Source organism: Tenacibaculum sp. MEBiC06402 (assembly GCF_049239625.1).
In the GTDB taxonomy this organism is placed as follows: Bacteria; Bacteroidota; Bacteroidia; order Flavobacteriales; family Flavobacteriaceae; genus Polaribacter.
Genome location: NZ_JBMKKT010000084.1, coordinates 126,239 through 146,732, shown reverse-complemented (window position 1 = coordinate 146,732; position 20,494 = coordinate 126,239). Strand labels below are relative to the sequence as shown.

Genomic DNA, 20,494 nt, shown 5'->3' with positions numbered 1-20,494 from the left:
AAATCGATTTCGTGTTAATAAATTAATTAATTAACAACTATAAACAATAAAATTTATCATAAAAAAAATGAGAACCACTAAAGATTCTCATTTTTAAAAATATTTAAAAACCAGATTTATGTCGCTGGTTTGTATTCTTTTTTGTCGATGACCATTTTGGCAATAATCTCCTTCAAAATTTCAGAAGTACCTCCGCCAATTGGTCCAAGTCTACTATCTCTAAACATTCTGGCAAGAGGATAATCTTCCATGTATCCGTATCCTCCCAATAATTGCAGAGCATCATAAATAACTTCATCAGCTATTTTTGTAGAAAGTAACTTACTCATACTTGCCTCCTTCACGACATAGATTCCATCATTCAATCTTTTTGTAATAGAATAATTATACTCCTTACACATGTCGACCTTCGAAGCCATTTCAGCTACCTTATGACGCAAAGCTTGAAAATTATTAATTTTTCTACCGAAAGCCTCGCGTTCATCCATATACTGAATAGCATATTCTACCGCATATTCAGCTCTTGCATGCGCATTAACTCCCATCACGAGACGCTCTAGAGCAAAATGCTGCATAATGTAAGGAAATCCTTTTCCTTCTTCTCCCATTAAATTCTCTTTAGGAATTACAACATTATCAAAAGCAATTTCTCCGGTATCAGAGGCTCTCCATCCTAATTTATTCAATTTTGTAGATGAAACTCCGGGAGTATTTCTATCAACTAAGAAAATACTCATTCCTTTATGCTTATCATCTGGATTTGTTTTGGCAGCTACAATTAGGTAATCAGAATACACTCCATTTGTAATAAAAGTCTTTGATCCATTTAAAACATAAGAATCACCATCTTTTATAGCCGTAGTTCTCATTCCTGCTACATCACTACCTCCAAAAGGTTCGGTTATACAAAGACAACCTATCATTTTTCCCTCAATACTTGGAGTCAAGTATTCTCTTTTTATTCTATCATCACCTTCTTTATTTAGATGCGTCATAGCTAAATAAGCATGTGCCCACATTGCGGCAGCAAAACCACCAGAGTTTATTCTTTGTAATTCTTCAAGAAAGATAACTGTATAAAATAAATCAAGGTTTAACCCACCATATTCTTCAGGTTGATTTAAACCGAAATAACCCATTTCTCCGAATTTCTCCCAGATAAAACGATCTATCGTACCGGTTTCTTCCCATTTTTCGATATGCGGAACTACCTCCTTCTGTAAAAAGTCTCTAAAACTTTTACGAAAAAAATCATGCTCTTCAGTAAAATACATACTGTATAAAATTTAATTTTGGTTGTTTGTTTATTCTGCTTTCAAATATAAGACTATTCTATCGTATTTGTTTTGAGGAAAATCTTTAATATTTCTTAATTCTGAGATATTTTGCAGCTCAGCAACCTCATCTCTATAATCAAAAATTTTCTTACATAAATCGTAATCTATGTAGGGATTCGCCAATAATTCCTTGAAGTTCGCCGTATTAACATTAATCTTCTTGATAACGGGAAGTTTTTGAATTGAAAAAACATTAAAGACTCTTTTAACAACTTCATCTTCTAATCCCCATACCTCATTAAGTTGTTCTTTGAAAGAAAAACCTTGTAATTTAGAACGATACTTAATAATTCTTTCAGAAAGCTTCTCACCTATCCCCTTGATTGTTCTGAAATCATTTTGATTCGCAAGATTAATATCATTTGTTGATACTTCAACTTCTTTTTTATCTATTTTATTATAGGAAGAAGTTTTTGATTTCTTTTTAGTAACCCAATCAGGAAATTTAAAATATGGCGAGATTCGTTCTAACAACGAGTCTGAAACTTTAGTTACTCTTTGAAACTCCAAAGCAGAGTTTACATATTTATCTTTTTTTCGAAAACTATGTAGCCTGTCAATCTCTTCAGTTGACATACCTAACTGATATCCTTTAAAATCAGTAATGAAATTCGGATTGAAAGGAAATAATTTCGGCTTTCTATTTTCAATTTCAACATTTCTTAAGCTATCAATTTCCTTTTCGAAAGCAATAATCTCTGAAGTATTCAGCTTTTCGCCTTTGTCAACACGATAATCCGCAAAAAAATAAAATAACTGGAGTAAAACTATAATTATTAAGAATAACAAAACCCCATTTCTTTGGCTTTTAGTATACCAGAAATGGGGTTTCATTTTTTTCATATTCCAAAAATAGATATTAGTCTACTGCTTCTTCTTTTAATTGAATAGCTCCTAAATATCTTTTTAATTGCTTCTTAACTACTGGCATTAATAAAAATAAACCTACCATGTTAGGAAACACCATTGCAAAAATCATTGCATCTGAGAAATCCCAGATTGACTTCATACTTGCTGCTGCTCCGATTACAACAAAAGTTAAGAATAAAAGTTTATAAGTTAAATCAGCTTTCTTTCCTCTTCCAAATAAGAACTTCCATGATTGTAATCCGTAGTAAGACCATGAAATCATAGTTGAAACAGCAAATAAAACTACTGCCACTGTTAAGAAGACATTAGAATAAGGAATATATTTTGCAAATGCTTTTGATGTAATTCCTGCACCTTCATAAGCTACACCATCAATAAAAACAGTTCCAGTTCCGTCTCCTCCGTATACAAATTCACCACCGAAGTTAAATATAATTATAACTAAAGCTGTCATCGTACAAATTACAACGGTATCAATAAAAGGCTCTAATAACGCTACTAAACCTTCCGAAGCAGAGTATTTTGTCTTTACAGCCGAATGCGCAATTGAAGCAGAACCAGCTCCAGCCTCATTTGAGAAAGCAGCTCTTTTAAATCCAACTAATAAAACTCCAATTACACTACCAACTCCAACAGCCGTAGGATTAAATGCCTCTTTAATAATTAATGAAATAGCGTCATCAATTAAGCTAAAGTTTGCACCTAAAATATATAAACAAGCTAGTAAGTATAGTACAGCCATAAATGGTACAACTTTCTCTGTTACCGAGGCAATTCTTTTAATTCCTCCAATGATAATAATTCCAACTAATATTGCCAATACAACACCAATTATAGCTCCAGCTGCTGTACTATTTAAACCAAGTAATTCTTTGATAACGATTGTTGCCTGATTTGATTGTGCTGCGTTACCTCCACCGAAAGAACCTCCGATACAGAAAATAGCAAACAATACGGCTGTAATTTTTCCTAACGTTTGGAATCCTTTTTCTTTTAAACCTTTCGATAGATAATACATTGGACCTCCATAAACAGTTCCATCCTCTCCTACATCACGATATTGAACTCCTAACGTACACTCAACAAATTTTGTAGACATTCCTAACAATCCACAAATAATCATCCAAAATGTTGCACCTGGACCTCCTAACGCAATTGCAAGAGCTACTCCAGCGATATTTCCATTTCCTACCGTACCAGATACAGCGGTAGCCAATGCCTGAAAGTGCGATACTTCACCTTCTTCACTTTCATCTCTGATTGTATCTTTTATATCTCCATCGATAGCTAAATCACTATGTAAATTCTCTACTTTTTCGATATGATCTTCAATGTTATCAACATTGTTCATATCTACTCCTTGTGCTATTCCGTCTTCACCATAAAGAACTTGAGCACCATGCTTTTCTATATCCTCATATTTTCCTCTTACAACATTAATTGCAGTCATAAAATATCTAATATTTGGAAACCCAAAGTAAATCGTAAAAAAAGCAGCACTTGCTACTAATAAAATTAAAACGAACGGTGTTCCAAAAACTGGAAAGAAAATAACACTGCTAAAGAAATCTGAAACTGGTTTAAATGCTTCATCAATTTGCTGATCTAAACCTTTCTCCTGAGCAAAGGTTAACATCGGTACTATAGTTAATAGTAACGTTAAAAGTTTTTTATTCATAATAGTATAAATAATAGATTTTTTTGAATTAGTGGTGCGCAATATCTTAAAAAACTGACCTTTTGACAAGTTTTTAAAGTTAAAACTGAATTTTAATTCTCTTTTTTATTTTAAAGATAGATAAAGTTCAATGTAATGTAAAGTCAAAAAAGGTAAATTCAATCTATGTGAAGGTTAAAAAAGTTCTCTGAGTTTTACTATTTGTTCTGGTCTTCCCAAGACAATTAAGTTCCCTCCTTCTTCTAATTTTAAAGATGACTCTGGATTAATAATGTATTCATTATCTGAAGTTTTGTAACCGATAACTGTACATCCTGTTTTCCTTCTCAAGTCTAAATCTAAAATAGTTTTATGTAGATATTCTTTAGGTAAACCATCAATAGCAACCTCCTCTAAATTTGCCGTAGTATCTCCTTCAATTGTCAATCTATCTACAAACTCTATAACATCTGGAGTTACTACCAAAGAAGCCATGTGATCTCCACCTAATTTATCTGGCATGATAACATTTGTTGCGCCTGCAATTTTTAATTTGTTGTAAGTCGTTTCTTTTGAAGCCCTACTTATGATTTTACAATTTTTATTCAATTGATTTGCACTTAATACCACAAATAAATTATCTGCATCAGAAGGTAATGCTGTTATTAGAAACTTAGCTTTATCGATTCCTGCCTTTAACAAAGTATCGTCAGAAGTTGCATCTCCCTGCACATTGAGAATTTTCTCCTCATCTAATCGTTTGATCAGATCTTTGTCTTTTTCAATAATAACTACATCACGCTTATAACTCTTTAATTTCGCTAGTGCTTGTTTTCCGTTACGACCAAAACCACAAACAATTATATGACCATCGAGTTGTTCTATTTGTTTTTGCACTCTTTTAATTTTTAGTTGTTGAAAAAAATCACCACTGATTAAATATTCAGAAAATGAAGATACTGCATATCCAAAAGTAAATAAGCTGGATAAAATTAAAAATATCGTAAATATTTTTTCTTCTGCCGAGAACGGATGCACTTCACCAAAACCAACTGTTGTTATGGTAATAACCGTCATATAAAAAGCATCTACGAAAGAGTAGCGGAACATGAAAACGTACCCGAGAACTCCTATAGAAAAGGTTAACCCAGTAAAAAATATAGCTTTATATAAGCGAGAACCTGATGCAAATCGAATCATAAATCAAATACTGAAGTCCTTTTTGTGTAAATCATATCTTTTAGTCTCAACAAAAAAGCTATGATTAAATATAAACCAAATGATAAACCAACAGTTACAAATGAAATATAAATAAAAAACAAGCGAACGTTTACAGCTCTCATTCCCAAACGATCTGCTAATCTAGAAGAAACATCAAAACCGTTTCGTTCAAAAAAATGTCTTATTCCGCTAATTATCATTACTTCATCTGTTTTCTTAATTGTAAAAATATCATAAATAATAAAAGTACACCAAAAAACAGAAATAATAATTCATTTGAACTTTCTTTGGGTGTAATGACTCCATAATAAACGAATGCACCCCAATAATATGGAGACTTATGTGCATTATCGATATTTGAATTATTCAAGTACTCTATTTTTGCTAAGTGATTAGCTTCTGATACATCTAATCTCGTTTTTAATGAGTTATAAAAACTTCCTATAATTTCAGAAGATGATTTATCGTTGACCTTCCATAGAGTAAATAATAAATTTTCAGAACCAATATAACTGAAACCTCTTGCCAAACTCATCGGTCCTTCTCCTTTTATAACACTTCCCACTCCTGTCTCACATGCACTTAACACAACTAAATTTGCTTTAGTATTTAAACTGTAAAGTTTATTTAAGTATAATTTTTCATCATAAAAATCAATAAAAGCCTCACTCGAAATCCCAATATTTTCTGAATGTGTAGAAACATGAACTATGTCTTTTTCATTTAATTCTCGAACAAAACTCATTAAACTCGCATCCTCATTATAATATAATGTTGATTCAAAATTTGATTTAATAGCTTCAGCTTCTTCTTCAGAAAACAAAAGTGCTTTTTCTGAATTCTTAAAAACAGGAAAAAATCCGGCAACTGTAAACTCTTCTTTCAATTCATCTTCATTTAAAAACATAAGTAAATTGAAGTTATACGTGATGCTTTTCTCTTTTACTAAAAAAGGCATTTTACTAAAGAAGACTGTTTCAGTTTTTTCTGTTAGTAAAGTCTCAAAAGGAAGAAAACTTAAAATCCCATCTGTTACTAAAGCTATTTTACTAGAAGATTCTAACTTGTCTAACTCTAAATTTTTATACAATTTAAATGCTAAATCTTTATATGCAGTTACATCATTATTAATCTTGGAAGGAGACCTAAAAAACCTAATATACTGAATAATATCTTCTTTTAATTGAGTGGTTAATTCGATTGAATGAATCTTTACTTTATAAGCATCAATAATAAATTGATAAATATTACTTTTCCCATAGAAATACATAACAAAAGTAGCTTTTACCTCTGCGGCTTTATCGTGTATCAAATTCACATCAACTGAATCTCGGTGTAAGTTTGGATACTTATTTGCCAATTTTTGATTTACGTTTTTTAATTCTCTATTTATAGAAGAAAACAAAGAATAATAAATATCGAGAGAATCTTTACCTTGGAATTTGGATATTATATTTTCTTTCCGAAGTTGTAATTCCTTTTCAAGAATAAGTAAACTATCATTTGGGTTATTATTTCTTAACTTTTCAATATTCCTTTTGGTATTCACTAAGTGATATTTTCCTTTATTCGCATAATGCAATGCTTTATGCAACATATCATTATCATTCGTTTTAAAGTATTCTTGCAATGACAATTCTATACATTTTTCACTCCTCTTTCTGCTATTGACTTGGTAAAATAATTTTGATTGTTGCGTAGTAGTTTGATTTTTCAGTAAATCTTCAACAAAAAAACTTTTATCGTAATACCGTAAAGACAATTTGGCATCCTCTTCTAATTGAGCTTTCAAATCAAAAACATCGATTAATAAACTCTCGGGATATAAATTGGCATAATCTTTATCTGAATTTTTCGGTAGTAAACTATGCAATACTTCATTTAACATAGATTTTGCCTCCTCGCTTTTATTTAAAAACAATAATAATTGAGCCTCTTCTAAAACCCACTTAACTTGTTCTCTGTAACCTAAAGAAGACTGAGACACATCTTCCTTTGCTTTTTTGAAGAAAAAATATGCTTTTGTAAATTCCTTTTCTAGTAGTTTTTGTTTGTATTGAACATAATTAGAACCGAAATTTCCTGATAACCTACCGATATGTAAACTACTGTTATTTCTAATTGAAAGTAATTTATCCTTTTGCTCTTTTCCTATTTCATATAACTGGAGTGTTTGGTCAATAATTTTAACAACTGTTTTGTGTTTATGTATCGTTTGATATAGTAAGCAAAGGTTTATAATTCCCGCGATTCTCTGATGCCTGTTCTTCTCTTTTTCCGCCTTAGAAATATATAATTTAATAGTTGCCTCCGCGCTACTGTAGTTATTGGTTTTTATATATAGGTTACCTAGAGGTTTCAAACAATATTCTATAATATCATACCTAGATAATTCCTTTGAATTAAATCTTTGCCAAGCATTTTCATAAACATCAATTGCTGATAAAAACCTTCCATCTTCTTTCAGATGATAGGCTTTATTACACTGCAAAATCACAAATGCCAAATGCTCATTTTTAGTAACTAATTTAGTTTGAAATTGTTTTTCTTGATTCGTTAATTTCTGAAATGCGGTTTCAGATGGATTCTCTAAAAAACTATCTAAAGCAGTATATATTTCATCCTCTAAATTCTGAGCAGAAATAGTTAACAAACAAAAGAAAAATAGAATCGGAAGTTTTCTCATAAATTAAAATTTCCAAATCAAATACAACTGCCAGTAATTATTTTCTTTTTGTGTATCAAAAACATAACGAGCTCCAATACTCGGACCAATTCGAGAAAAACCAGCTGTAGCTTCTAATAAAAAACCTTTCCTAAAATTTGTAAACGAAGAAGTTTCTTTATCTTCAATAGTATTGTTAGTAACATTTACCACTCCATCTCCTTGAATTGGTTGTTCCGAAATTTCTACGAATGTTTCCTTAGTTTTCTTTTCACTTAAACTTATTTTCCCTTGAACTCCCGCGCCTAGACCGATATAATTATTTACGTTATATCGAACTAAAAGTGGAATTTCAACATCTACATTAGTGTAATCCGACGCAACAGATGTTCGGGTTGTTCTACGAATATTCAATGCTGGTAAATCTTCTGTAACTTCAGTTGTTTGCGTATTACTTTTATAAGAATGTAAACTATTCAATAGTTCTAACTGCCAATACCATCTGTACGATTTAAAAGGAGAAATTGTAGCTCCCACAAAATAGCTTCTAGAATCATTTAAATGAGCAAACGAATTATAACCTGTCTTGGCTCCTACCGAAATTCCAGGTAAAAAACGAGTTGTAGACCTGTTCGTTATGATGGGTTCATTTTTATCAAAAATTATAGCTGTTTTACTTACAGTTTTTCTCTTATGAAAATCATCTCCAAATTTGATACTGTATTTCACAAAACCTTTCGTAGAATCTTTTTCTTGAACTCCTCTCTGATTACTTCCTGGTAAGTAAATATTTTTAAAAGTAAAAATAGCTTGTTTCTCTGTGAATGTCGTATCCAAACAACTATAACTTACTGGCTTTTTCGGGCAAATAACAACTTTCGGATACATTTCCACTACTTTTATAGTTGATTTGTCATACATATCAGGAATATCAGTTTCTAAGCGAATCGTTTTTGCCGGCCCTTCTCCATCATTTTGAAATTGGATTTTGTACTTCACAGTTTTAAACTTTACAAATCTGTAATTTAAAATAGTTCCGTTTGAAGACATTTTATTAGGATCGTGAGAAGTAACAATTTCCATTTCTTTCTCTTTTACAGTGTGATTTTTAAAATTTCTATCAGGAACATGAACTCCTCTAATTGTAATAATTGCACTCGTGTCTTTTAACATTTCAGGAGGTGTTTTTAAGGTAAAAAACACATTTCTTTCTTCATTTGGATTCAAATTATCGAAATTAAAAATGCTCCAGTTTTTATAATACTCTTTAGACTCCTTTAATGTTTTATCTAAATCCGTTTTTGTAGAATCTTGTAGTTGTTGAATTCCTTCAAATTCATCAGAAAGAGAACTGTATAAAATTGCATTATCATCCACTTCATCTACAGCTACTACTTGACTCTCTTCTTCGATGACTAATTCTTCTCCATTATGTGTTCTTATATCTTCTATTTCAAAATTATCTGTCTTGTATTTCCTTTCATTATAAAAAAGATATAATCGTCCGCTTGTAACATATTGTTTATTGTTTTTATATCTCATAACAAATACCATTTTTTCGTCTGGAACTGGATCTCTGTTAGTTAACAAATCGAAATCATTTGTCATGGTTGCCACATTATTACTAATTGATGCGTCATCTTTAATAGAAACTTTTTGTGGTCTAGTTGCTGGTGGTTTTCCAGAGTCATAATGATTCGTTACCCATAACTTCACTTCGTAATCCCCTTTTTCTTTATAGATATGTTTTGGAGATTTCTCTTTATTAAAATAACCATCCCCAAATTCCCAGAAATAAGAATAATACGCTTTAGGCGCTCCGGCAATTTGAGTTAGTTTAGGTGGAATTGGAGTTAAAACTATTTCATTGTTTTTTAAGACATGTTCAAACTTCGCCTCTTTTCTGATGGTATCTTTTTTAATTATTTCTTGAGCATTGACTTCACATATACATAGAAACAATAAAAAAACTAATAATGTTTTTTGATTTGGTTGAAAACACATAGAGTAACATTCTAACAGTTAAGTAAATATAAAAAAAGCATCTTAACTCCATATTTAGAATTAAGATGCTATCAAACAAGCCTCTAAAACAGCATAACTAACATACCTAATACTGTAATAAATAATAGTATCGAAAACTTTACTAAATTTTCTTTTGTTGCTTTTTGAGCCATCATCGATTAATTTAACAATGCTAATGTGTCTAAAATATCATCAGTAGAAACAGCGTTGAAGTTTAAATTGACGTATGCATCAGACCCAATATTCACCGTTTTTGTTGCCATGTATTGTTGATTATCTTTTATCGTTAATCCAACATAAGTTACTTCTAAACCGACAGGCAGTGAATTCAAATAACTTTGTAAACCATCAGTGTAGGTTTGTGTAAAACTAACTACAGCTGGAAGATTGTTTTCTTTGAATACGATAAAAATTCTTGCTTCACTTTGGTTTGGACTTGATGTTAAATCCACGTAATTTGTTGTTTTAGCTCCAGGATAACTATAAAATTTATCACAGTTCGTCCATCCTAATTCGAACACATCATATATGTAACTATCAGGTGCCGATTGAAATCTTACTTCAGTATTAAAAAATTGATTCCAAACAATAGTGTCATCCGCATCTACGGTTCCAATAAAAGCTCGCATATCAACATCTTCTCCTCCAGTTGAAGGAACACTAATTTGAATCGGTTTTCCCGGTGCACTTGTTAAAGTAATACCATTTTGCTCTGCAACAATTTCTGTTTCTCCTTCTGATAATAAAAAAGTTTTTTCTCCAGAATTATTAACCGCATTGGTTGGTTTATTAGATAAAATCATATCACTAACGGTAAATATTTCCTTAATTTTTATATCTACATTTCCGGTTACTGCGTTTCCACTCGGATCTTGAAATGAATTCGGTTGAAATGTAATTTTTGTTCCTTTTTCACCTGTAATTTCTCCTCCCGCATCTGCAGAAAGGGTAAATGATTGATACTGTACTCCGTTATTTTCAAAAAACTCTTCCATTGAATTGTAATTCACTAATTCACAGTTTCCATTACAATCATTATCTAAATTATCATTCTCCTTAGAACAGTTCACAAATAACATCATCGAAACCATTACCCCAAATACTAATCTCTTTGCTTTCATAATTTTAAGTTTTAAAGTTTTTACACCCTTATATCAACAACATTAAAATTTTGTTACCCCATTTTTTTTAAATTAGCATAAAAATCAACCTAAATGCCTGAAAAAAAGGTACACATCGACCAGAAATACATTGACGGATTGGCAACTAATAACTCATTTATCATTCGTGATATTTATAATCGGTTTGCACCGAAAGTTATTCAGTTTATAAAAAATAATAGCGGGAACTCACAAAACGCAGAAGATGTAATTCAGGAAGTTTTAATTACAATCTATAAGCAAGCAACTCAAAACGACTTGCAACTTACATGTCCATTTGATGCCTACTTTTTTCTTTTATGCAAACGAAAATGGTTGAATGAATTAAAGAAAACTAAAAATAAACAGGTAACAATTCTAAATGAAGAAGTATCTAAATATGAAGAAGCAGAGAATTTAGTGTTTGAAACTTCTTTATTTGAACAAAAGCATGAATTATTTGAAAAGATGTTTCAAAAATTGGGTGATGCTTGCAAAGGTTTATTAAAAGCTTGCTTTACAATAAAATCTATGGAAGAAGTAGCATCGAAATTAAGTATTTCCTACGCCTATGCTAGAAAGAAAAAATCGCAATGTATAGGAAAGCTTACGCAACTAATCACAACAAGTTCAGAGTATAACGAATTAAAAAACAATTCTTAATGGTGGATCAATTTTTATTATTTGAAAACTATTTGGCTGGAGAGCTATCTGGAGAAGATCTCATAAATTTTGAAAACTCTCTTCAATCGAATATTGAATTCAAAGAAGATTTTGAACAATACAAAGAAGTTCATCATTCATTGGAAAACTCTTTCAAAAGCGAAAAAGAATTAGAAAGCTTTGAAAAAAACTTAAAAAACATCTCTACTCAATATTTTAATAAAGAAACTAATCAAAGAAGCTTTAGATGGATTTATTCCGCTGCTGCAAGTATCGCCATACTTTTAAGCGTTTACTTGTTTTACCCTTCTTCGGAAGCTACCTACGAAGAGTATATTGAGTATCCAACTGTCAATTTCGTTACACGTGGAAGTGAACAAAAAAATTTAATTGACGCTCAAAATGCGTTTAACGATAAAAACTTCGATAAAGCCATTGAATTACTTTCAAAAGCTTTGAATGAAGACCCTACTAATACTGAGTTAAAATTATACCAAGGATTTTCATTCATAGAAATAAATCGATTTCAGGAAGCTGAAACTGTTTTAAAACCAATATCTGAAGGAAACACAAGTTATAAATACACTGCAATTTGGTATTTAGCTTTGAGTAATTTAAAACAAGAAAAACACTCAGAATGTAAAGCATTATTAACACAACTTCCAGAAGAATTTACTCAATTTAAAAAAGCTCAAAAGCTTTTGCAAAATTTACCTAAATGAACAACTCCAAATACAATTTGAAATCACCATGAATTAATAAATTCTATTTGGTAACTTTGCTTTTTTGTGTAAAATCGTAACCTTGAAAGAACAAGAATTCATTGAAGTATACGGAGCTAGAGCTCATAACCTTAAAAATATTGACGTTAAAATCCCTAGAGAACAACTAGTCGTAATTACTGGTTTAAGTGGAAGCGGAAAATCATCTTTAGCATTTGACACTATATATGCTGAAGGACAAAGAAGGTATATTGAAACCTTTTCCGCTTATGCTCGTCAGTTTTTAGGAGGTTTAGAAAGACCAGATGTTGATAAAATTGAAGGATTATCTCCCGTTATTTCAATAGAGCAAAAAACGACCAATAAAAGTCCGCGTTCAACTGTTGGAACAATTACGGAAATTTACGATTTCTTGCGTCTACTTTTTGCTAGAGCTGCCGATGCTTATTCTTACAACACAAATGAAAAAATGGTAAGTTACTCTGATGAGCAAATCAAAGAACTTATTTTAAAAGATTTCAACGAAAAGCGTGTTGCCGTTTTAGCTCCATTAATTAAATCCAGAAAAGGACATTACCGAGAATTATTTGAACAAATTTCAAAACAAGGCTTTTTACGAGTTCGAGTAGATGGTGAAATTCGAGAAATCGAAAAAGGAATGAAGTTAGATCGTTATAAAACACATGATATTGAAGTTGTTATTGACAGACTTGTTGTTGATGAAAGTTCTGAAAAGCGTTTAGAAGAAACTATCAAAACAGCTCTATATACTGGTGATAATATTTTAATGGTGATTGATGTTGATGATGAAAAACCTAGATATTTCAGTAGAGAGTTAATGTGTCCTACTACCGGAATTGCATATCCCAATCCTGAGCCTAATACTTTTTCATTTAACTCTCCAAAAGGGGCTTGCGAAAAATGTAATGGTTTAGGTACAACAAACGAAGTAAATATTACAAAAGTAATTCCTGATAACTCCGTTTCTATAAAGAATGGAGGAATTAATCCACTAGGTGAGCAAAAAAATAGTTGGATTTTCAAACAACTTCAAACAATTGCTGAACGATATAAATTTAAACTGACAGACCCTATTTCTGAAATTCCTAAAGAGGCTTTAGAGGTAATTTTACATGGAGGAAAAGAGTCTTTTAAAGTTGAATCTAAGACAGCTGGTGTTACAAAAAGCTATCAAATCGATTTTGAAGGAATTGTTTCATTTATTGAGAGTCAATATAAAAATACCGATAGTTCCTCTATCAAAAGATGGGCAAAAGGTTTCATGGATGAAATAAAATGTACTTCTTGTAATGGAAAACGTTTAAAAAAGGAGGCTTTACATTTTAAATTCATTGAAAAAAACATCAGCGATTTAGCGCAAATGGATGTAAATGAGTTAGCTGAATGGTTTTCTAAAATTGAGGAGAAGCTCTCAGAAAAACAATTAACAATAGCTTCTGAAATTTTAAAAGAAATCAGAACTCGAATTCAGTTTTTATTGGATGTTGGTTTAGATTATTTAACGCTAGACAGAACTTCTAAATCGCTTTCTGGTGGAGAAGCACAACGAATTCGTTTGGCAACACAAATTGGCTCTCAACTCGTTGGGGTATTATATATTTTAGATGAGCCAAGTATTGGTTTACATCAAAGAGACAATCAAAAGTTAATCGATTCTTTAATCAAACTTCGTGACGTTGGAAACTCTGTTTTAGTTGTAGAACATGACGAAGACATGATTAAAAACGCTGATTATGTTTTAGATGTAGGTCCAGGTGCTGGAAGACATGGAGGAGAAATTGTAAGTAATGGATCTTATAGTGAAATCATCAAAGAAGCAACTCTCACTTCGGATTATCTATCGAAACGAAAAACTATTGAAGTTCCTAAGAAACGAAGAGCAGGAAACGGAAATAAAATAAAACTTTCAGGAGCAAGCGGAAATAATTTAAAAGATGTTACTGTTGAATTTCCTTTAGGGCAAATGATTTGTGTTACCGGAGTTTCTGGAAGTGGAAAATCCACTTTAATTAACGAGACACTTTATCCGATTTTAAATGCTCACATTTACCGAGGTGTAAAAGAACCAATGCCGTATAAAAAAATTACTGGTTTAGAATATATTGATAAAGTTATCGATATTGATCAATCTCCTATCGGAAGAACACCAAGATCTAATCCAGCAACTTATACAGGTGTATTTAGTGAAATTAGAAGTTTATTTTCTAAAACTCCTGAAGCATCTATTAGAGGTTATAAACCAGGACGCTTTAGCTTTAATGTAAAGGGCGGAAGATGTGAAACTTGTCAAGGTGGCGGTTTACGTGTTATTGAAATGAATTTCTTACCTGATGTTCATGTGGAATGTGAAACTTGTCAAGGAAAACGTTTCAATAGAGAAACTTTAGAAATTCGATATAAAGGGAAATCTATTTCTGATGTTTTAGAAATGACGATTAATCAAGCTGTAGAATTCTTTGAACACATTCCTAAAATTCACAGAAAACTAAAAACTATTAAAGATGTTGGTTTAGGTTATATAACTCTAGGACAACAATCGACAACGTTATCAGGAGGAGAGGCGCAGCGTATTAAATTAGCTTCTGAACTGTCAAAACGTGACACAGGTAATACATTTTATATTCTTGATGAACCAACAACTGGTTTACACTTTGAAGATATCCGTGTTTTAATGGAAGTGTTAAATAAATTAGTTGATAAAGGAAATACTGTTTTAATTATTGAACACAATTTAGATGTTATTAAACTTGCCGACTACATTATTGATGTTGGCATGGAAGGTGGAAAAGGCGGTGGACAAATCATAACTACTGGCTCTCCCGAAAAAGTAGCCAAACATAAAACAAGTTATACCGCTAAATTTTTGAAAAAAGAGTTGATTTAAACGATTATCTATTCTTGATACAATCAATAAAAAGATAGGCAAACCCTCCTCTTTTCTCACTCTTAAAAACACTGAAATACAGCAACTTAAAAAATAAATTTATTTTTTTTCAAAATTGATAGTAACATTTTTACCACAATAGTAACTTACTAATAAATAACTCTTTCATATAGTTCTTCAATACCATTTGAAAGCAATTTATTTTTAAACAATTTTTCTCGTATCACATGTAATGTGAAATAAAAAAATTGCTATGATAAGAAAATAATGAAAAAATACGCTTCATGAAAAAGAACCAAAAGGCTATTCTGTTATTGGGGAATTTAAGAATAGTCGAACGAAGGGAAGGTTAACATGAAGAAGTAAAGTGGTAAGATGTAGGGATCTTACAAACTAAAAAAGTAGCAACTCTTGTTGCTACTTTTCTTTTTAGTTGAAATTTTATATTTTAAGACTAGAACCTAAAACAACTTCAGGTCCATCACAGAAGCTTACTGTAATTTACTTATTAACTCTTCCGCTTTTGGTTTATTAAACAGTGAATTATTGATAATATACTGTAATTCTTTTTCAGCTTTTTCAGTTTGATTAGATTTTAAATACACCAAACTCATATACCAATAAGCCTTTTCAGCATCAATTAAATCACTCTTTTTCAAAACATCAAGTATTTCTATTGCTTCGTCAAAGTTTTTAAGTTCTGTTTGCGCTAATGCATTGTAAATGTAAGCACCACTTTCACTTTTGTTTTCCTTCAGAAACTCATCAAAAATAACTACTGCTTCTTTATATTTTTTTTGTTTGAAAAACTTTTCTCCATCAACGAGCAAATTATTAGTATCATCAATTCCTCTTTCTGTAAAAGATGGTAAGTTATTAAAGTCTGAATAATTAATATATAAGGAATTGGTGTCTAAAACAGATGGTGATAGCATAGGCTTAAAAACGAATATTGCAATAACTACAGCTGCAGCTAAACTAGAGAAAAGACTGATTATTCTTCCCCTATTCATTTGTTTACCATCATTTTGTTTGTCCTTAGTATTTTTAAGCACCTTTTTTAGGTTCTGAATTTCATCGCTTTTAAATACAGCAGCATAATCATTTAATTCCTTCTCATTAACGTTCTCTGCAAAGCTCCAATCGTTTTCATTGAGAGATTCAAAAAGCTGTTTTTCTAACAGATACGTCTCTCTAAAATTGGTATCGTTTTTAACTCTTTCAAGAAATTCTTGTCTTTCATTTTCGGAAAGCTCATTTCTTAAAAATTGCTCTATTAATATGTCGTCTTCTAAATTCATAGTTCTCGTAAAGAATTAAATCTAAGGTCTTCTTTAATTAAATCCGTCAGTTTCTTTTTACATTTAAAAACTCGCTGACGAACTACCGTTTCTGAGGTATACTCAGTACTCGCAACTATTTCTGCATAAGGTGTTTTTGCAAAAAATAGCGATAAAATCATTTTACAATTTTCAGAGATTTTATCGAGCATCTCTATAAATAATTCTTGTCTTTTTTGCTCGATAATTGCCCTTGCATTGTCTTTTTCTTCACCTACCTGTTCAACCACATCACTATTTGTTACCCGACTTTTATGACTATTTAATTCTCTACGCCATAAATTTTTACAAACTGTAAATAAAAAACCATCGAAAGTAGTATTTATTGTAATTCCGTCTTTCTTATGACGAACAGCAATTTGAAGTAATGCTTTTTGAAAAATATCCTCAGCATCTTCCGTATTTCCTTTGTTTTGTAATATAAATCGTTTTACCTGTTTAAAGTTGACATCATATATTTTTGAAACTACTTTAGAGTCGCCTTTGACAAGTGCATCGAGGTAATAATTTCCGTCCATAAATTACAATTATAAAGCAAAAATAAAATTTTCTATTTTTGCGCGGGTAACATTTTAGTTTTTTAATTACTAAGGTGTGAGGAACATATAAAAATTTAAATTATGAAATTATTAAAAATTGTATTAATTGCTTTAGTAACGGTTGGGATTTATTCGTTTACAACTAACCCCATGACGAAAAAAGAAGATGTAAATTCTCTAAAAGAAATTACTCAACAGAAACAACTTAGAATTTATTTTATTCCAGGATTAACTCCACAGCAAAGAAGAACAGGGAGAAATGCTGTAGAGTGCATGTACGGCATAAATTTACAAAGATTAGTAGAGAGTAACGAGGCTTATGAAACCTGGACATATTTGTCGCCCACAGGAACTACTGCAGGACATGCAGGAGCTACAGGAACTGATGAAGGAGTACCTCCTACAAACTGTGCAGGAAGTGAATACATTAGTGTACAGTTTAATTTTGATCCAAACACACCTACTTTCACTTTTAATTAAAGCATGAAAATTATTAGAGTTTTTGTCACTTTTTTGATATTGTCCTATTTAAACATTACTGTTATAATAGGACAGAACTCTTTTAATTATAACCTAAATACTACCAGTGATAAAAAAATAACTGAAAGAGAAGCCGATAGTATTTTAAACTGCCTCAATTCAGACGTAGATAAAAAAGTTATAAAAGCTTTTAACTTCTCCAGGATATTTTACAAAAAGAATAAGCTAGCTTCCGCTATAAAATACGCAAAACTTCAAAATCAATTATCAAAAGAATTTAATCTTTACCCAAAACATTATCACAATTCCTATTTTCTAATCGGAAAATACTTTGTGCTAAAAAATGAGCTAGATTCCTCTTATATTTATTTTAGCAAAGCCACAAAACTAAATCATTACCCTAAAAAAGTTGGTCAGTCTTTATGTGTCTTAGGCGACTACTACAGGATGAAAGGTGAATTACATAAAGCAACAGATTATTATCTTAAGGGGATTGATTTATTATTAAGCCAAGGAAATATAATTGATGTAATTAATTATACTCTTAGCTTTTCTTTAACCTGTAACCAAATAAAAACTAAAAAGCATGCTCTGCTAGGGATTAAATATTTAAAAAAATGCGACAGTATTATTAATAACAATATTCATTTATCTAATATTAGAGAAAAAAGTTATCTGTTTAACAATCTTGGCAATTTGTACTTTTTAGAAGAAAATTACTCATATCATAAAGCAAGAAAGAACTATCTCAAAGGATTAAAAATTGGTCATTCACAAGAAAATAATTATACATTAGCGGTTTCTTACGGTAACCTCGGTGAGCTTTATACGAAAGAAGGTAATGATAGTGCATTTTATTATTTAAGCAAGGGATTGTTTTACGCAAAAAAACTTGACAACCTTGATAAAAAAGCAATTACATCAGAGACCTATCGTAACATAGCTAATTACTACTCTATAGAAAATTATTATACGCTAGCTTCAAAAAATATCAACTACGCTATAAACTCTTGTTTTGAAATACCACTTGAAGATAAAACTGATGTTAAAGTCAATCATTTTAAAAATGCTATTTCTAGAAGAAACATAGTGCTCGCTTTTAAGGACAAACTTAATATTCTTAACCATTTATACAATAAAACTCAAAAGAAAGAATATTTAGAAAAAAGTGTTAAAACAGTTAATTTGTCTGATGCTTTTATAAATTACACTATTCAAAACAGTACTGAAATAAACACTAAATTCTTATGGAGAGATGATGTTTCTGAAATCTATAACTATGGTGTATTGGCTGCCTATAGTTTGGGGGATAACGAACTGATGAACTCGATTATCGAAAAAAACAAAGCTTTTTTACTTATTCAAAGTATTAAAGAAAATAACAGTCAACTAAATTTACCTTACCAAGTAAAAACTCAATTAAAAAAATATCAAGAGAATATCTATTCGCTTGAAGAAAAATCTGACGAGAATAAAAAAATCAAGGATTCTTTATTCAATGTAAAACTTTCTTTCGATCGATTTAAAGATTCTATTGTTAAAGTGTATCCCGAGTATTTTTCTAAGAGAAATAATATTCAACCTATTTCTTTAGAGAAAATGAAAGAAAACTTGAATAGTAATTCTGTTATTCTTTCTTACCATTTAGATTCAAATAACAATAATTTATTTGGTCTGTTTACATCAAAAAACAGCAATTATACTTTTAAAACTAAAATAGATTCTAGTTTCTATGAATTAGTTAATAATTATAAAAAACTCATATCAAAACCTTTAACACAAAAATCGGAGTTCAAAGATTTTTATGGTACATCTAACAAGTTATTTAATAATTTGTTTCCCAATAAAAAATCTAGAGAATTTATTAAAAATAAAAACCTGATTATTCTATCTAACGATGTTCTTCAAAACATCCCTTTTGAGTCGTTCAATACTAATAATGAAAATCCAAAATATTTAATCGAAGATCATAATATTAGTTATGCTTATTCAGCTTCTTTTTTAGATTTTAATAATTCTTTAAAAAGAGAAACTTCTAAAAATTTAGCAGCCTTTGCTCCTGTTTCGTTTTCTAACTCAGAACTAAAATCTCTTAATGCTACCGAATCAGAAGTAAAAACCATTGAAAACGAAATTAGTAGTGATGTTTTTACAAACATAAATGCTACCAAAACTAACTTCCTAAGGAACAGTAGTGATTACAAAATTTTGCATTTAGCTACACATGCTTCTTCTTCTGATAATCCTGCTATTTATTTTTCTAAAGACACATTAAAACTACACGAATTATACACACATAAAACCAATGCAGATTTAGTTGTTTTAAGTGCATGTGAAACTAACTTAGGTGAAATCAAAAAAGGAGAAGGTGTATTTAGTTTATCCCGAGGTTTTTTCTATTCTGGAGCAAAATCAGTTGTTTCTTCTCTATGGAACGTAAATGATGCTTCTACCTCAAGTATTATGCAAGATTTTTATAAAAATCTGAATAATAACCAATCTAAATCGGAAGCATTGAACAATGCTAAACGTAAGTATCTTAAAGAGCAATCTTTATCTCAACAATCTCCTTATTATTGGGCTTCTTTTGTTTTAATTGGAGATACTTCTCCAACCTATCCTGCTACTCCTTTTTGGGTTTATATACTTGGAGTAATAATCATTTTTTCAATTATTTTATTTTTTTTCAAAAAAAGAGGGTAACGTTTTACCAACTTTTGAACAGTAGTGTAAATAATCAGTAATAATAAATTACTCATTGTTTAAAATTGCTATACGTTCTAAAAAAATTGCTATGAAAACATGAACGTTAAAACCAATAATGATTTTATTTTTTGACCTTGAAAATCATTATACAATATCGTAAGGTCGGGGAGAATTTTTATGAAAAAGTAAGGGTAGTAAGAGTTGGGAGGCTCTTATTTCAAAGAG

At 30.6% G+C, this 20,494-nt stretch carries 15 protein-coding genes; 5 read left to right on the top strand and 10 right to left on the bottom strand.

The features are described from left to right. Positions 1 to 116: 116 nt before the first annotated feature. From ACOSP6_RS03525 to ACOSP6_RS03490, 8 genes are all read right to left on the bottom strand, one after another. Positions 117 to 1,274, bottom strand: coding sequence for an acyl-CoA dehydrogenase family protein (locus ACOSP6_RS03525; protein WP_422093004.1), 1,158 nt, complete (start codon positions 1,272 to 1,274; stop codon positions 117 to 119). 30 nt (positions 1,275 to 1,304) lie between these two features. Continuing rightward, positions 1,305 to 2,171: a ComEA family DNA-binding protein gene (locus ACOSP6_RS03520; protein WP_422093003.1), complete on the bottom strand. Its 867-nt coding sequence runs from the start codon at positions 2,169 to 2,171 to the stop codon at positions 1,305 to 1,307. 25 nt (positions 2,172 to 2,196) lie between these two features. Further along, on the bottom strand, positions 2,197 to 3,885 hold the full coding sequence (locus ACOSP6_RS03515) for an alanine/glycine:cation symporter family protein (RefSeq protein WP_422093002.1): 1,689 nt from the start codon (positions 3,883 to 3,885) through the stop codon (positions 2,197 to 2,199). A 174-nt stretch (positions 3,886 to 4,059) separates the two neighbouring features. Continuing rightward, the gene (locus tag ACOSP6_RS03510; RefSeq protein ID WP_422093001.1) at positions 4,060 to 5,064 is read right to left on the bottom strand and encodes a potassium channel family protein; all 1,005 of its coding nucleotides are present in this window, start codon (positions 5,062 to 5,064) and stop codon (positions 4,060 to 4,062) included. After that, positions 5,061 to 5,285 carry a PspC domain-containing protein gene (locus tag ACOSP6_RS03505; RefSeq protein WP_422093000.1) on the bottom strand — a complete coding sequence of 75 codons (225 nt, stop codon included), beginning with the start codon at positions 5,283 to 5,285 and terminating at the stop codon, positions 5,061 to 5,063. The genes ACOSP6_RS03510 and ACOSP6_RS03505 overlap by 4 nt, the downstream gene beginning before the upstream one ends. After that, on the bottom strand, positions 5,285 to 7,771 hold the full coding sequence (locus ACOSP6_RS03500) for a CHAT domain-containing protein (RefSeq protein ID WP_422092999.1): 2,487 nt from the start codon (positions 7,769 to 7,771) through the stop codon (positions 5,285 to 5,287). Before ACOSP6_RS03500 ends, ACOSP6_RS03505 begins: the two co-directional genes overlap by 1 nt. 3 nt (positions 7,772 to 7,774) lie before the next feature. Next, the gene (locus tag ACOSP6_RS03495; RefSeq protein ID WP_422092998.1) at positions 7,775 to 9,754 is read right to left on the bottom strand and encodes a DUF7619 domain-containing protein; all 1,980 of its coding nucleotides are present in this window, start codon (positions 9,752 to 9,754) and stop codon (positions 7,775 to 7,777) included. A gap of 179 nt (positions 9,755 to 9,933) precedes the next feature. Next, positions 9,934 to 10,896, bottom strand: coding sequence for a hypothetical protein (locus ACOSP6_RS03490; RefSeq protein ID WP_422092997.1), 963 nt, complete (start codon positions 10,894 to 10,896; stop codon positions 9,934 to 9,936). Positions 10,897 to 10,989: 93 nt separating this feature from the next. On the opposite strand from ACOSP6_RS03490, the gene ACOSP6_RS03485 reads away from it, so the two are divergent. The 3 genes from ACOSP6_RS03485 (at position 10,990) to uvrA (ending at position 15,204) form a co-directional block, all read left to right on the top strand. After that, the gene (locus ACOSP6_RS03485; protein WP_422092996.1) at positions 10,990 to 11,577 is read left to right on the top strand and encodes an RNA polymerase sigma factor; all 588 of its coding nucleotides are present in this window, start codon (positions 10,990 to 10,992) and stop codon (positions 11,575 to 11,577) included. Continuing rightward, entirely contained in the window at positions 11,577 to 12,299 is a 723-nt protein-coding gene (locus ACOSP6_RS03480; protein WP_422092995.1) for a tetratricopeptide repeat protein, read from the top strand. Before ACOSP6_RS03485 ends, ACOSP6_RS03480 begins: the two co-directional genes overlap by 1 nt. Before the next feature lie 82 nt (positions 12,300 to 12,381). After that, positions 12,382 to 15,204, top strand: coding sequence for an excinuclease ABC subunit UvrA (uvrA, locus tag ACOSP6_RS03475; RefSeq protein WP_422092994.1), 2,823 nt, complete (start codon positions 12,382 to 12,384; stop codon positions 15,202 to 15,204). A 491-nt stretch (positions 15,205 to 15,695) separates the two neighbouring features. Here the strand turns inward: uvrA and ACOSP6_RS03470 are convergent, their stop codons facing one another. After that, on the bottom strand, positions 15,696 to 16,505 hold the full coding sequence (locus ACOSP6_RS03470) for a tetratricopeptide repeat protein (protein WP_422092993.1): 810 nt from the start codon (positions 16,503 to 16,505) through the stop codon (positions 15,696 to 15,698). Further along, positions 16,502 to 17,062 carry an RNA polymerase sigma factor gene (locus ACOSP6_RS03465; protein WP_422092992.1) on the bottom strand — a complete coding sequence of 187 codons (561 nt, stop codon included), beginning with the start codon at positions 17,060 to 17,062 and terminating at the stop codon, positions 16,502 to 16,504. The genes ACOSP6_RS03470 and ACOSP6_RS03465 overlap by 4 nt, the downstream gene beginning before the upstream one ends. A 102-nt stretch (positions 17,063 to 17,164) precedes the next feature. Between ACOSP6_RS03465 and ACOSP6_RS03460 the strand changes: the two genes are divergently transcribed. Together ACOSP6_RS03460 and ACOSP6_RS03455 are read left to right on the top strand one after the other, a co-directional pair. Further along, positions 17,165 to 17,563, top strand: a complete 399-nt coding sequence (locus tag ACOSP6_RS03460; protein ID WP_422092991.1) for a hypothetical protein — start codon at positions 17,165 to 17,167, stop codon at positions 17,561 to 17,563. A gap of 3 nt (positions 17,564 to 17,566) precedes the next feature. Further along, positions 17,567 to 20,266 (top strand): CHAT domain-containing protein, encoded by a 2,700-nt coding sequence (locus tag ACOSP6_RS03455; protein WP_422092990.1) that lies wholly within the window; start codon positions 17,567 to 17,569, stop codon positions 20,264 to 20,266. Positions 20,267 to 20,494: the final 228 nt, after the last annotated feature.

Excerpts from the sequence above, each read along its gene's own strand:
- ACOSP6_RS03525 (WP_422093004.1), bottom strand. The coding sequence starts at position 1,274 with ATGTATTTTACTGAAGAGCATGATTTTTTTCGTAAAAGTTTTAGAGAC.
- ACOSP6_RS03495 (WP_422092998.1), bottom strand. The coding sequence starts at position 9,754 with ATGTGTTTTCAACCAAATCAAAAAACATTATTAGTTTTTTTATTGTTT.
- ACOSP6_RS03485 (WP_422092996.1), top strand. The coding sequence starts at position 10,990 with ATGCCTGAAAAAAAGGTACACATCGACCAGAAATACATTGACGGATTG.
- ACOSP6_RS03520 (WP_422093003.1), bottom strand. The coding sequence starts at position 2,171 with ATGAAACCCCATTTCTGGTATACTAAAAGCCAAAGAAATGGGGTTTTG.
- ACOSP6_RS03470 (WP_422092993.1), bottom strand. The coding sequence starts at position 16,505 with ATGAATTTAGAAGACGACATATTAATAGAGCAATTTTTAAGAAATGAG.
- ACOSP6_RS03490 (WP_422092997.1), bottom strand. The coding sequence starts at position 10,896 with ATGAAAGCAAAGAGATTAGTATTTGGGGTAATGGTTTCGATGATGTTA.
- ACOSP6_RS03515 (WP_422093002.1), bottom strand. The coding sequence starts at position 3,885 with ATGAATAAAAAACTTTTAACGTTACTATTAACTATAGTACCGATGTTA.
- ACOSP6_RS03460 (WP_422092991.1), top strand. The coding sequence starts at position 17,165 with ATGAAATTATTAAAAATTGTATTAATTGCTTTAGTAACGGTTGGGATT.
- ACOSP6_RS03465 (WP_422092992.1), bottom strand. The coding sequence starts at position 17,062 with ATGGACGGAAATTATTACCTCGATGCACTTGTCAAAGGCGACTCTAAA.
- ACOSP6_RS03500 (WP_422092999.1), bottom strand. The coding sequence starts at position 7,771 with ATGAGAAAACTTCCGATTCTATTTTTCTTTTGTTTGTTAACTATTTCT.
- ACOSP6_RS03510 (WP_422093001.1), bottom strand. The coding sequence starts at position 5,064 with ATGATTCGATTTGCATCAGGTTCTCGCTTATATAAAGCTATATTTTTT.
- ACOSP6_RS03480 (WP_422092995.1), top strand. The coding sequence starts at position 11,577 with ATGGTGGATCAATTTTTATTATTTGAAAACTATTTGGCTGGAGAGCTA.
- ACOSP6_RS03455 (WP_422092990.1), top strand. The coding sequence starts at position 17,567 with ATGAAAATTATTAGAGTTTTTGTCACTTTTTTGATATTGTCCTATTTA.
- ACOSP6_RS03505 (WP_422093000.1), bottom strand. The coding sequence starts at position 5,285 with ATGATAATTAGCGGAATAAGACATTTTTTTGAACGAAACGGTTTTGAT.